The organism is Idiomarina sp. UBA4206 (genome assembly GCF_002383015.1).
GTDB classification, from domain to species: Bacteria; Pseudomonadota; Gammaproteobacteria; order Enterobacterales; family Alteromonadaceae; genus Idiomarina; species Idiomarina abyssalis.
In genome coordinates, this window is the sequence record NZ_DFTS01000042.1 from 1 (window position 1) to 12,542 (window position 12,542).

16 protein-coding genes are annotated in these 12,542 nt (G+C 48.8%); 6 read left to right on the forward strand and 10 right to left on the reverse strand.

The annotated features are described in order from the left end of the window. Positions 1 to 138: 50S ribosomal protein L28 (gene rpmB / locus B3180_RS08965; protein WP_286844138.1), on the reverse strand; the 138-nt coding region annotated here is incomplete at its 3' end. 182 nt (positions 139 to 320) lie between these two features. Next, positions 321 to 995 (reverse strand): RadC family protein, encoded by a 675-nt coding sequence (gene radC, locus B3180_RS08970; protein ID WP_054490866.1) that lies wholly within the window; start codon positions 993 to 995, stop codon positions 321 to 323. A gap of 98 nt (positions 996 to 1,093) precedes the next feature. Here radC and coaBC point away from each other — a divergent pair, with 98 nt between their 5' ends. Genes coaBC through slmA form a run of 3 tightly spaced genes read left to right on the forward strand, consistent with a single transcriptional unit; the run spans position 1,094 to position 3,441 of the window. After that, complete coding sequence (coaBC, locus tag B3180_RS08975; protein ID WP_278358612.1) at positions 1,094 to 2,329, forward strand: bifunctional phosphopantothenoylcysteine decarboxylase/phosphopantothenate--cysteine ligase CoaBC; 1,236 nt, start codon at positions 1,094 to 1,096, stop codon at positions 2,327 to 2,329. A gap of 17 nt (positions 2,330 to 2,346) precedes the next feature. After that, positions 2,347 to 2,802, forward strand: a complete 456-nt coding sequence (gene dut, locus B3180_RS08980) for a dUTP diphosphatase (protein ID WP_054490870.1) — start codon at positions 2,347 to 2,349, stop codon at positions 2,800 to 2,802. 48 nt (positions 2,803 to 2,850) lie between these two features. Continuing rightward, positions 2,851 to 3,441 carry a nucleoid occlusion factor SlmA gene (slmA, locus tag B3180_RS08985; protein WP_054490872.1) on the forward strand — a complete coding sequence of 197 codons (591 nt, stop codon included), beginning with the start codon at positions 2,851 to 2,853 and terminating at the stop codon, positions 3,439 to 3,441. 23 nt (positions 3,442 to 3,464) lie between these two features. On the opposite strand, the gene gpsA is transcribed toward slmA, so the two are convergent. The 3 genes from gpsA to B3180_RS09000 are packed head-to-tail and all read right to left on the reverse strand — an operon-like array spanning position 3,465 to position 5,454. After that, positions 3,465 to 4,466 carry an NAD(P)H-dependent glycerol-3-phosphate dehydrogenase gene (gene gpsA / locus B3180_RS08990; protein WP_054490874.1) on the reverse strand — a complete coding sequence of 334 codons (1,002 nt, stop codon included), beginning with the start codon at positions 4,464 to 4,466 and terminating at the stop codon, positions 3,465 to 3,467. Positions 4,467 to 4,477: 11 nt separating this feature from the next. Continuing rightward, positions 4,478 to 4,981, reverse strand: coding sequence for a protein-export chaperone SecB (gene secB, locus B3180_RS08995; protein ID WP_054490876.1), 504 nt, complete (start codon positions 4,979 to 4,981; stop codon positions 4,478 to 4,480). Between the two features lie 41 nt (positions 4,982 to 5,022). After that, positions 5,023 to 5,454, reverse strand: a complete 432-nt coding sequence (locus tag B3180_RS09000; protein ID WP_054490879.1) for a rhodanese-like domain-containing protein — start codon at positions 5,452 to 5,454, stop codon at positions 5,023 to 5,025. A 165-nt stretch (positions 5,455 to 5,619) separates the two neighbouring features. Here B3180_RS09000 and gpmI point away from each other — a divergent pair, with 165 nt between their 5' ends. From gpmI to B3180_RS09015, 3 genes are read left to right on the forward strand one after another with little or no spacing between them, the layout of a single operon-like run. Further along, positions 5,620 to 7,155, forward strand: a complete 1,536-nt coding sequence (gpmI, locus tag B3180_RS09005) for a 2,3-bisphosphoglycerate-independent phosphoglycerate mutase (protein ID WP_286844120.1) — start codon at positions 5,620 to 5,622, stop codon at positions 7,153 to 7,155. Between the two features lie 9 nt (positions 7,156 to 7,164). Beyond that, positions 7,165 to 8,307, forward strand: a complete 1,143-nt coding sequence (locus B3180_RS09010; RefSeq protein ID WP_278358611.1) for a murein hydrolase activator EnvC family protein — start codon at positions 7,165 to 7,167, stop codon at positions 8,305 to 8,307. Next, positions 8,307 to 9,062, forward strand: coding sequence for a divergent polysaccharide deacetylase family protein (locus tag B3180_RS09015; protein WP_222236304.1), 756 nt, complete (start codon positions 8,307 to 8,309; stop codon positions 9,060 to 9,062). The genes B3180_RS09010 and B3180_RS09015 overlap by 1 nt, the downstream gene beginning before the upstream one ends. On the opposite strand, the gene B3180_RS09020 is transcribed toward B3180_RS09015, so the two are convergent. The 5 genes from B3180_RS09020 to ftsY form a co-directional block, all read right to left on the reverse strand. Then, positions 9,019 to 9,276: a YkgJ family cysteine cluster protein gene (locus B3180_RS09020; protein WP_074930797.1), complete on the reverse strand. Its 258-nt coding sequence runs from the start codon at positions 9,274 to 9,276 to the stop codon at positions 9,019 to 9,021. The genes B3180_RS09015 and B3180_RS09020 overlap by 44 nt on opposite strands. Next, complete coding sequence (gene rpoH / locus B3180_RS09025) at positions 9,277 to 10,137, reverse strand: RNA polymerase sigma factor RpoH (protein WP_054490888.1); 861 nt, start codon at positions 10,135 to 10,137, stop codon at positions 9,277 to 9,279. 145 nt (positions 10,138 to 10,282) lie between these two features. After that, positions 10,283 to 11,272, reverse strand: a complete 990-nt coding sequence (gene ftsX / locus B3180_RS09030) for a permease-like cell division protein FtsX (RefSeq protein ID WP_199494474.1) — start codon at positions 11,270 to 11,272, stop codon at positions 10,283 to 10,285. Then, positions 11,269 to 11,946: a cell division ATP-binding protein FtsE gene (gene ftsE / locus B3180_RS09035; RefSeq protein ID WP_199494475.1), complete on the reverse strand. Its 678-nt coding sequence runs from the start codon at positions 11,944 to 11,946 to the stop codon at positions 11,269 to 11,271. Before ftsE ends, ftsX begins: the two co-directional genes overlap by 4 nt. A gap of 2 nt (positions 11,947 to 11,948) precedes the next feature. Beyond that, the coding region (gene ftsY, locus B3180_RS09040) for a signal recognition particle-docking protein FtsY (RefSeq protein ID WP_286844136.1) at positions 11,949 to 12,542 on the reverse strand (594 nt) is incomplete at its 5' end.

Here is a 12,542-nt window from a genome sequence, read left to right on the forward strand (position 1 = left end):
CCAACGCTTCTCGCTTTCTACCCAAAAGCGGTGCGATTGTAGGTTCGGCAGGAAGCGACGCTTAGTCGCATTGCGTGCGTGCGAGCGGTTGTTACCGACTACCGGACGCTTACCTGTAATTTGGCATACTTGTGACATGTCTCTACTCCAAAATTGCTGCAAGCTCGCCTGTCGCCCAACGTGACCTTGCCTATAAATCCGAGGGCGCATTTTATACAGCAAACTGCCCTTCTAATCAAGCTAATACGACGGAAATATGATCCTTATCGATCGTTCGGGGCGGATTTTACGTGATTTTTAATCAAACTGCCAGTACAAAACTACAACAATCCGCGCTCCGCAAAAGAAATTGGATCGCCGGCACCAACAACGAAATGATCCAGCAGCGCCACATCGATTAAAGTCAGGGCTTTTTTTACCCGCTCAGTCACCCGCTGGTCTGCCTGGCTGGGCTCTGCCACACCCGATGGGTGGTTATGCGCCAGAATAACTGCGGCGGCATTGTACTGCATGACCAACTTAATGACTTCACGCGGATAAACCGGAGCAGCGTTAATTGTACCCTGAAACAATTCTTCATAACGTAATAACCTATGCTGACTGTCCAACAGTAAAATAGCAAAGACCTCGCGGCCCTGATGACGCAGCTGCGCGGTTAAATAATCTTTCACCATAGACGGGTCGGTGAAGCCATCCGAACGTTCCAGCTGCCACTTCAGGTACCTTCTTGATAGCTCCATGACAACCTGCAACTGATTCACTCGTGCAGGTCCAATGCCACTACAGGCTAAAAGTTGCTCCGGCTTTGCCGTAAGCAGCGCCCCTATTCCGTTAAACTGATTCAATAAATGCCGAGCAAAAGCGACAACGTCCTGTCCCTGGCTGCCACTACCGAGTAAAATGGCTAATAATTCCGCATCACTCAGGTATTCTGCTCCCTGATTTTGCAGTTTTTCTCTGGGTCGTTCCGAAACAGGCCATTCCTTGACGCTCATTACTCTCTCCTTAATTCTAAAGAGAGAAGTATAACGACCATCTACCCTGTAACCGGGTCTCATGTTATCTTTACACGAATTAACACATAGGGGTTCGCATGGCACAGTTGCAGAACAAACACATACTTTTAGGTATTACCGGTGGCATTGCCGCCTATAAAGCACCTGACCTGGTGCGCCGTTTGCGTGAGCAGGGCGCAGAAGTTCGTGTGGTAATGACTGACAGTGCCAAAGCTTTTGTAACCCCACTTAGCTTACAAGCCGTGTCAGGTTTTACGGTCAGCGATGATTTGTTAGATCCGACAGCAGAAGCTGCTATGGGCCATATTGAGCTAGCTCGCTGGGCCGATATCATTCTCGTTGCGCCAGCCACAGCGAATACCATTGCTCGCATAACGCACGGATTTGCTGACGACTTACTCAGTACATTGGTGCTTGCCAGCAAGGCACCTATTGTCATTGCTCCGGCAATGAACCAACAAATGTGGGCGGCAACGTCCGTGCAGGAAAATATTGAAACTCTGCTAAGCCGGGGCGTACAAATGATAGGCCCTGAAAGTGGTGAACAGGCCTGCGGCGATGTCGGTTATGGCCGCATGAGCGACCCAACCCAGATTGTAAAAGCGTTAATTGAGAAGCAGCCTAAAACGCCACAAACCTGGCAAGGAAAAACCTTTGTTATTACTGCTGGCCCAACTCGCGAAGCCATTGATCCTGTGCGTTATATCAGTAACCACAGCTCCGGCAAAATGGGTTATGCGTTAGCAGAGGCTGCCGCTCATGCCGGCGCTAACGTTATTCTGGTTTCCGGACCGACGCAGTTGGCGACTCCTTCCGGCGTTCAGCGAATTGACGTAGAAACTGCCGAGCAAATGCTTAACGCGGTACAGCAGCAACTGCAGCAGTGCGATGTCTTTATTGGCTGTGCTGCCGTGTCGGACTATCGGATTGCCGAAGTTGCCTCACAAAAAATCAAAAAAGAGCAGAATGACCAGCCTCCGCAACTTAAGCTGGTGCAAAACCCGGATATCCTGCAGCAAGTAGCCAGTTCAGAGAAACCACCTTTTACCGTTGGTTTTGCAGCCGAAACCGAAAACTTAAAGGCTAACGCGCTCCGTAAACTGGAACGAAAACAATTAAAAATGATTGTCGCTAACGATGTTAGCCAGACCGGTCTGGGTTTTAACAGCGACAGCAATAACGCCATTATTTTCAGTCAGGATAGTGAACAGTCACTTCCGACGATGAGCAAGCATGATATGGCCGTTGCAATTATTGATGCGATAGCCAAACGCTATTTTGATAATACAAATCCTGAAATCAGGGCTAATTAAAAGAAAGTGAGAACTCCATGACGCAAGTCGAAGTAAAAATTTTAGATGAACGTATTGGCCAGTCTATTCCGCTTCCTGAATATGCCACCCAGGGTTCTGCCGGAATGGATCTGCGCGCCTGTTTGGATCAGCCATTAACCATAGAGCCGGGACAAACCCAGTTAATTGGCACCGGTATTGCTATGTATATTGGTGACCCGAACTACGCAGCAACTATTCTGCCTCGCTCAGGCCTGGGCCATAAACACGGCCTGGTACTGGGTAATTTAGTTGGACTTATCGACTCAGACTACCAGGGCGAGCTTAAAGTTTCGTGCTGGAATCGCAGCGACAAGGCCTACACCATAGAACCTGGCGACCGCATTGCGCAATTGGTGATTTTACCCGTTGTACAGGCGCAAATGACCGTTGTCGACGAGTTTCACGAAACCGACCGCGGTGAAGGTGGTTTCGGTCACTCTGGCCGCTCATAAACCGAATTACAATAAATTCCGGCCTCTCAAATAAGGAAAGTTACAAGCATGGCAGAACAAAAACGTAACCGTCGTGAGGAAATTTTACAGGCTTTGGCGGCAATGTTGGAAACCAGCCCGGGTCAGCGTATTACAACAGCAAAATTGGCGGCTAACTTAGGTGTTTCGGAGGCGGCTTTATACCGTCACTTTCCATCAAAGGCGCGCATGTTTGAAGGGCTTATTGAGTTTGTTGAAGACACCCTCCTCACCCGCATTAACATGATCATGAACGAGGAGAAGAATACGCTCTCCCGTTGCTACGCTATTTTGCAGCTCTTATTAACCTTCGCTGAGCGTAACCCTGGTATCACACGAGTAATGACGGGTGATGCACTTATGGGCGAACACGACCGCTTAAGAGGTCGTATGGAAGACCTTTTTAATCGTATAGAAAGCTCAATAAAGCAGGTATTGCGGGAAAAAGCGATGCGGGAACAGCAACGTTTTATTGTTGATGAAGCCGTGTTGGCGAATTTATTGCTAAGCTACGCCGATGGAAAAATCAGTCAGTTCGTGCGCTCTAATTTCAAACGTTTGCCAACAGAACATTTATCGGCTCAATGGCAAGTCATGGAACAACAGCTAATAAGTGCGTAAAACGGGTTACTGTGTGAAACAGGTCACTCCGTTTTACGCTCACGACTCAATAAATCAATAGCTGCCTGCTGCGGTTCTTTGCCTTCATAAAGGACCGCATATATCTGCTCACAAATTGGCATTTCAACGTCATAGCGTTTGGCCAGAGCAACCACTTCACGGGTATTCCGATAACCTTCAACCGACTGACCAATACTTTTCAGGGCCTGCTCAACGCCTTTCCCCTGACCTAAAGCCAGACCAAAACGACGGTTTCTCGACTGATTGTCGGTACAAGTAAGGATTAAATCCCCCAGCCCGGCCATACCGGTAAAAGTATCGCTTTTAGCACCTAATGTCAGACCCAGTCGGGTCAATTCCGCTAAACCACGGGTAATCAATGCCGTTCGTGCGTTTGCACCAAAGCCAATGCCATCTGCCATGCCCGCACCAATGGCAATCACATTCTTCACCACCCCGCCCAGCTGTACCCCAATAAAGTCATTATTGGTGTAAACACGGAAGGAACGGTCACAATGCAGAAGCTCCGAAAGCTCATCGACAAAAGCTTTGTTGGTCGATGACATTGAAATAGCCGTTGGTAACCCTTTTGCCATTTCAATCGCGAAGGTAGGACCTGACAATACCGCCAGCGGATGTTCTTCGCCGAGAATGTCTTCTGCTACTTCATACAGTAAACGCCCTGTATCGGGCTCCAACCCTTTAGTTGCCCAGGCTACGCGAGCGTGCTTCGCTAACAAAGGTTTCGCCTGCTCTAACATAGACGAGAAAGAATGGCTGGGAACCACAACGACGACGTTTTTTACGTCATGCAATGCTTCGCTTAAATCTGCCGTTACACTTAAGGACTCAGGAAAAGGGCAGGCAGGAAGATACTCTTCGTTTTCATGCGCAGCCTGCATTATCGCAACTTTATCGGCGTCCCGGCCCCACAGCGTAGTCGCTATGCCTTTACGGGCGAAACAAATAGCAAGGGCGGTCCCGTAAGAGCCCGCCCCTAACACTGTCACCTGAGGTGTCTGCATTATCGTATCGCTTACGCGTCAGCAGTTTGCTGGCCTTGAGCCTGTTCAGCTTGCTGCTGCATGTGACGCTGGAAAATAGCATCAAAGTTAACAGGAGCCAGGTTCAACTGTGGGAAAGTCGCACGGTTAACAAGGTTTGAAACACACTCACGAGCGTAAGGGAACAAAATGTTCGGGCAGAAAGAACCCAGCATGTGTGCCAACTGACCTTCCTGGATTTCATCACCGATAGTGAAAATACCTGCCTGATGTACTTCACACAGGAATGCTACATCGTCTTCAACCTTGTTGGTTGCGGTCAGAGTGAGCACCACTTCGTAAACACCGTCTTCAATTTTTTCGTGTTTTACGTTTAAGTCCAGCTTCAGTTCTGGCTTCCACTCTTTGCGGAAAATAGCCGGTGAGCTTGGAGTTTCAAAAGAAATGTCTTTCGCGTAAATGCGCTGAATTGCGAATTGTGGTTGCTGTTGTTGGTTTTCAGCGGCCGCGCCGTTTGCTTGCTGTTCTTCAGCCATGATTTTACTTCCTATTCATTTTAAGTTTTAGACGAATTTTATTATTTTTTCTGCGAAACCGGCAATTTAGCACTGCGCCATGTGTTAATACCACCTTGCAGCACAGCCACCTGACTAAAGCCTTCAGCGATTAATTGGCTGGCAGCCGATTTTGCCGTCATTCCTGTTGCACAGACTATCACAATGGGGGCTTCTTTGAACTTTTCAATAGTTGAAAGTTCTTTTTGTTTGATTTTTTCAGCCGGTAATGACACCGATCCGTGAATGTGGCCTTTCTTAAATTCGTCTTTATTACGGATATCGACGAATACGCCATCACCCCGGTTGACCCAAACCGTTGCTTCTTGCGGCTGCAGGCTTTTCATCGGCGACATAGCAGAGCGAATCGTCGTCACTATTAGTGCGATTAACAGAACAACCCACACGCCACTCATCATTGGGTTGCGGCTGACAAATTCAAAAAGTTCTTGCATAAGACCTACCAGTAATCGTGGGTAACAGAAAAAAATAGCGGTCAAAGAGTATACCTGTACAAATCTCAGTTGCCAGAAAAATCTTGGGTGGATGCGTAAGCTCCGGAAATCGAGTAGAATGTTGACTAATTTCATCATCGAAAACACCGAGCAATGAGGCCCATTATGACTCCTACGATAAAACCTTTGGTATTGTTGATTCTTGACGGCTGGGGTTACCGTGAAGATGCACCGGATAACGCCATTGCAAAAGCCAATACACCGGTTATGGATCGTTTATGGAAGCAATACCCTCATTGTTTAGTCGATGGTTCAGGGGGCGCAGTTGGTTTGCCGGACGGCCAAATGGGCAACTCCGAGGTTGGTCATGTTAATTTGGGCGCTGGTCGCATCGTTTACCAGGATTTTACCCGCATCAGTAAAGCTATTTCTGACCGCAGCTTTTTCAGCAACACTGTACTGTGTGACGCATTAAATAAGACCGGAACAGCTAATGGTGCCGTTCATATTATGGGTCTGTCGTCTCCGGGCGGCGTACACAGCCACGAAGACCACCTGGTCGCTATGGTAGAAATGGCTATCGAACAAGGTGCAGATGATGTCTACTTGCACGCGTTTTTAGATGGCCGGGACACGCCGCCAAAATCCGCCCTGGCGTCTATTGAGCGCTTTGAAGCTTTATTTGCCCGTTTGGGTAAAGGCCGTATCGCCACCTTAAACGGTCGTTTCTTTGCCATGGACAGAGATAAACGCTGGGAACGCATTGAACAGTCTTACAAAGCAATTTACCACGGCCTCTCCGGGGTTACTTCACCGAATGCCACAGACGCATTAGAAGACGCATACGAGCGCGGAGAAACCGATGAATTCGTTACTCCGGTCGTCATTGGCCAACCTGCACCATTGAAAAACGGTGACTCTGTTTTCTTTATGAACTTCCGTGCCGACCGCGCCCGCGAAATGACTCAGGCTTTTATTGATAATGATTTTGACGGTTTTGACCGCGGACCACGGATCGAGCTCAGCGACTTTGTCATGCTGACTCAGTACGCCGACACATTAAAAACACCTTGTGCTTTCCCGCCGGAACCATTGAATAACGTGCTGGGTGAGTGGTTATCTAAACATGACAAAACGCAATTACGCATCTCAGAAACGGAAAAGTACGCACACGTCACCTTCTTTTTCAGCGGCGGCCGCGAACAGGAGTTTGAGGGAGAAAAGCGCGTTCTAATCCCCTCTCCTAAGGTGAAAACTTACGACTTACAGCCAGAAATGAGTTCGGAACAGCTCACTGATGAGCTGGTTGAAGCCATTGAGTCTCAAGCCTTTGATGTGGTTATTTGCAACTACCCTAATGGCGACATGGTTGGCCATACAGGCAACTTCGATGCGGCCGTTAAGGCTTGTGAAGCTGTCGACCACAGCGTTGGCCGTGTGGTATCGGCTTTAGAGGCTGTTGGTGGTGAATGCCTGATAACTGCAGACCATGGCAACGCTGAGCAAATGAGTGATGCGACAACCGGCCAGGCGCACACAGCTCACACTAATGAGCTGGTTCCTTTCATCTATGTTGGTCGTCCCGCTAAGGCACAAAATGGGCGTTTATCCGATGTCGCACCCACAATTTTGCATTTAATGGGCATGGAGCAGCCTGACGAAATGACCGGCACCCCGCTCATGTTGTTAGAGCAGGAATAGGACAAACTCATGCAGCTACCGGTGTTCTTGCTGATTGTTCTGGGGTTATTGGTCAACCCGGCAGTAGCTCAGGACTACAGTGAAGACGACAAAGCCTCTACGGAGGCCGAAATAGCTGCTGTCAAAGAAGAACTGGCAGAACGCCTGCAGGCCATAGAAGAGCGTAACGCGGAACTAAGCTCAACCGAGCAACAGCTCCGCGACCTGGAAATAAGAACAGCAGAAGTCGCCGGCTCACTGCGTAAAACCCAAACCAAGCTCGATAGCGTCAATACTGAAATTGCTGAGTCAGAGCGTAAGCGCAAAGAACTGCAGCAAAAGCAGAAGCAACAGATGGCGTTATTAGAAGATCAGCTCGTTTCCGCCTATATGAACGGCGACCATGACTTCCTAAAAATGCTGTTAAACCAGCAGGATCCCGGTCAATTCGAAAGAATGCTGAGTTATTACCAGTACTTCAACACCGCAAGAGTTGAAGAAATTAAGGTCATTAAGAGTACCCAGCAGGAAATTGTCGCACTTACCGAAGAGTTAAAACAGCAGCAAAACCAATTAGCCGCTTTACGGCAGCAACAGGAAGAACAGCGTTCTCAGCTTGAGCAACAACAACATCGTCAGGAAGAAAAGTTAGCGGAGCTGCAACAGCAACAACGTAAAGACCGTTCACGCGTGGGACAACTGGAACAAAGCCGGGATCAGTTGGAGCAGGTATTGAGCGCCATAGAAAACGCTCTGGCCCAACAAAAAGACGTGCAACTGGTTGGCTTACAGTCAGTCAAAAACCAATTACGCTGGCCAAGTGACGGCGATGTAAAGCGGGTGTTCGGTCAACGCCGAGAAGGTCCGGTTGACTGGAAAGGCGTTCTAATAGAAGGCAGTAACGGACAGCCCGTTCGCTCAATTGCTAATGGCCGGGTGGTATACGCAGACTGGCTACGCGGATTTGGTTTAGTCATTGTGGTTGATCATGGGCAAAGTTACATGAGCCTTTATGGTCACAACCAGACATTAACGAAAGCCGTTGGTGACAAAGTTCGCAAAGACGAGGAAATTGCACTTATGGGGCAGTCCGGCTCGCGTAACAGCCCTACTTTATACTTCGAAATACGCCACCAGGGGCGTCCGCAAAACCCAAGTAACTGGATACGCTGATGCTACGCCTTATTGCGACTCTGGCTTTACTTACTTGCCTGGCAGCTCCGGTTTCTGCCGGCAAGATAGCTATTGTTATTGACGACATAGGTAATCACAAGAATGACTTAAAAGCGGCGCTTTTACCGGGCAATGTCAGTTTCGCCGTGCTGCCATACACCCCCTACGCCCGGGCTTTTGCATTACGTGCACACCACCAGCAAAAGCAAGTGCTTTTACACATGCCAATGGAAGCAATAGAAAACGACCGGCCCGGTCCGGGTGTGGTCACCGCCGACATGAGCAACGCGCAAATAAAGCTGCAGCTGGTTAACGCTCTCGACTCGATTCCTTACGTGACCGGAGTGAATAACCATATGGGCAGTAAACTGACTCAGCTACCCATGCCCATGCAAGCTGTTATGGAAACATTAGCAGCCCGCAAACTCTTTTTTATTGATAGTCGGACGTCGGAATTTAGTGTGGCTGAACAAATTGCCGGACAGTTTGGAGTCAGGACCTCTCGCCGCCATGTCTTTCTTGATAACGAAGTTGACCAAAATTATCTGCAACAGCAGTTTGACCAGTTGCTTCGTTTAGCCAAGCGAGACGGTCAGGCCATTGGCATTGGTCACCCCTACCCCGAGACGTTGAGTTTTCTTAAGCAGCATTTACCTGAATTGCAAAAGCAGGGAATTGAGTTGGTGTTCGTTTCTGAGCTAACTCAGGCGACTAACCAGAACGGGTATCTTCTTCCAGTGACGTCAGCAAAATAATTGCCTGCTCGCGGCTTTCACCGCAAATCTCTCTATCCGCTGAAAACTCTCCACACACGGCCGGACGTTCGGGCTTACCAAACAGCCGGCATAAATTATCATCGTCGAGTTGGACACAGCGCACACCCGCCGGCTTGCCATTTGGCATGCCGGGGATGGGAGAACTAATAGAAGGAGCTATGCAGCAAGCACCGCAACCAATGCGGCACTTCATTTAGCTCATTGCGAGACGAAGTTTCTTCATCGCGTTCTGTTCAAGCTGACGAACGCGCTCTGCCGATACTTCGTATTTTGCTGCTAAGTCATGCAGCGTGGTTTTATCTTCAGACAGCCAACGCGACTGAACGATATCCTGACTACGCTCATCCAGGTGACTCATAGCACCCAGTAGTTTCTGCTGTGTATGACTTTCGTAGTCTTCGGCTTCAATTTCTGCCGCTAAATCGGAACGCTTGTCTTCCAGATACATCGCTGGAGAGTAGGCACTACCCTCTTTCGAGTCATCGTCGTCGGAGCTTAGCTCAAAGGCCTGGTCGTGAGCACTCATGCGGGATTCCATTTCCAACACTTCTTTCGTGCTGACACCCAGCTCATCGGCAACAGTTTCAACTTCTTTCTGGCTAAACCAACCTAAACGTTTTTTCATTTTACGCAGGTTAAAGAACAACTTACGCTGTGCTTTTGTGGTTGCCACTTTTACAACGCGCCAGTTACGCAGCACGTATTCATGAATTTCTGCTTTAATCCAGTGAACAGCAAATGACACCAAACGCACGCCCACAGATGGATCAAAGCGTTTAACAGCTTTCATCAGGCCAATATTGCCTTCCTGAATTAAATCGGCTTGCGGCAGACCATAACCTGAATAACTACGGGCTACGTGCACAACAAAGCGGAGATGCGACATGATGAGCTCTTTCGCAGCATCGAGGTCACTGTTCTCATAAAGTCTTGTTGCCAACGCCTTTTCTTTTTCGGCGGTGAGCATAGGAATACGGTTGACTGACTGAATATACCCGTCCAGTCCTCCCCCTTGGGGAACCGATAATGCCATGGTGTTTAATTCAGTGCTCATTTAACAACCTCTACTTAAAATACCGACTTAAATTACTGCCTTTCAGTCAGCTTCTAAGACCCTTTTAGAGTCTAAAAGTTCCATTATGATCGTTGTCGATCAGGTGATTTAGTATAACTAAGCCTATGGCTTTCGCAACCCTATTTTATTCAGGCTCAATACTCTGTATATGACGTCTTACAGCCAAGTAAGAACCGGCTAAACCCAGGCCAACAGCAATCAACCATATAATCAATAATTCGCCTAACGTCAGACCGTTTAATTGAAACGGCGTTTCGTAAAGTTCGGTTAAATCTACTACGGCACTTTCAACCCACCAGATCAATAAGGCGGTTGCCAACCAGGCCACCAACCCGCCGATAATTCCGTACCAAACGCCCGTGTATAAAAAAGGGCGCTGAATAAAGGCGTTAGTAGCTCCCACCAGCTTCATCACCATAATTTCGTCACGCTTAGACAAAATGTTCAGTCGAATGGTGTTACCAACAATAAGAACAACCGACAGGCAAAGCACCACTGCCAGGGCTCCAAGAATATCTTCAATTAAATTGAGAATACCCTCCAGCCTGTTAAGCCACTCCAGATCCATTTTCGCGTAAGCCACTTCTCGCTGTTTTTCCAGCCGGTTTAACAGCTCCTTTGCCCGCTGCGGCGAGCGATGTGACTCAGCCGGAATAACCACCAGCACATCCGGCAGAGGATTCGATGAGAGGTAGTCCAGGGTTTCACCAAAGCCTGATTGCTCTTTAAAGTCTTGCAAGCCCTGCTCTTTAGGAATTAAGCGAACCGATTCAACGCCTTCTGAGAGTTCGGTTTGCGTTTTTAATGTGTCGACCTCGGATTGCTGCAGATCCTTTTTTAAGAACAAGGTGACTTCCGAGGCTTCCTGCCAGTTGTCAGCAATACTGGTGGTGTTTTTCACTAAAACATACAGTGATGACGGCAAAGTCAGGCTCAGCCCCAACACCGCCATGGTCATAAACGAAGCAAACGGATTGCGCCACAACTCGCCTAAACTGGCGATGGCTTGTTGAGCATGATGTACCGGCACCATGATTAAACGTCGCCACCAGGGCAAACGTCCGCGGCTACTTGCGCCCTTTTCTATACTGCGGTTACGGAACAATAAACTCATAGTCCACTGTCCTCCAGGCCATCGTTAATCATACGCCCGTCTTTTAGGGTTAAAGTACGGTAGCGTAAGCGTGCAATGAGGCCCAGGTCGTGGGTCGCTATGAGCACAGCAACACCCACTTTATTGAACTCTTCAAACAGGCGGATAATCTCCATCGACAACTTAGGATCAAGGTTACCGGTGGGCTCATCAGCCAATAGCAAGGGTGGCTTGGTGACAATAGCGCGGGCAATACCCACTCGTTGCTGCTCACCGCCGGACAACATTTGTGGATAATGCTTCACTTTGTCGGCTATACCGACTTTTTCCAGCGCGGCAACAACGCGCTTTCGCGCTTCCTGAACACTGTAGCCTTCAATAATAAGTGGCAGCGCAACGTTATCGAACACCGTTTTATCCATTAACAAACGGTGATCCTGGAAAATCATACCAATGTCACGACGCACATAAGGCACTTGCGAAGGCTTAATCTTTCGCAAATCGTGCCCGTTAATCAGTACCCGGCCTGCGGTTGGCCTTTCCATTAGACTGATCAGTTTGAGCAGCGTACTTTTACCCGCTCCGGAATGACCGGTTAAAAAGGCCATCTCACCCGGCTCTACGTGAAAGTCGACATGGCTCAGTGCCTGATGGCCTCCACGGTAGGTTTTACTGACTTGCTCAAAGCGGATCATCTTTAACTCGCTGTTGTTTCTTCTGATTCGTCTACGTTACGGTCAAATAGCGCCGCGATAAAGTCTTTTGCCACAAAAGGCCGTAAATCTTCTAAACTTTCACCCACCCCAATATAGCGAATAGGAATGGCGAATTGATCTGCGACCGCGAAAATCACCCCACCTTTTGCGGTACCGTCGAGCTTGGTCATCACAATACCCGAAACGCCTACGGCCTCGGTAAAAAGCTTCGCCTGACTAATAGCATTCTGACCGGTACCGGCATCTAGCGTCAGCATCACTTCGTGAGGCGCTTGCGGGTCAAGTTTTTTCATGACCCGAACCAGCTTTTTCAGCTCTTCCATTAAGTTGGCTTTATTCTGCAGGCGCCCGGCTGTATCCGCAATAAGCACATCAACATCGCGTGCTTTGGCGGCCTGAAGCGCGTCATAAAGAACCGATGCACTATCCGCACCGGTATGCTGAGCAATAACCGGAATGTCGTTACGCTCGCCCCACACCTGCAGCTGTTCTACCGCCGCCGCACGGAAGGTATCACCGGCGGCCAGCATTACCGACTTACCTTCAGCTTTAAATTGCTTAGCCAGCTTGCCAAT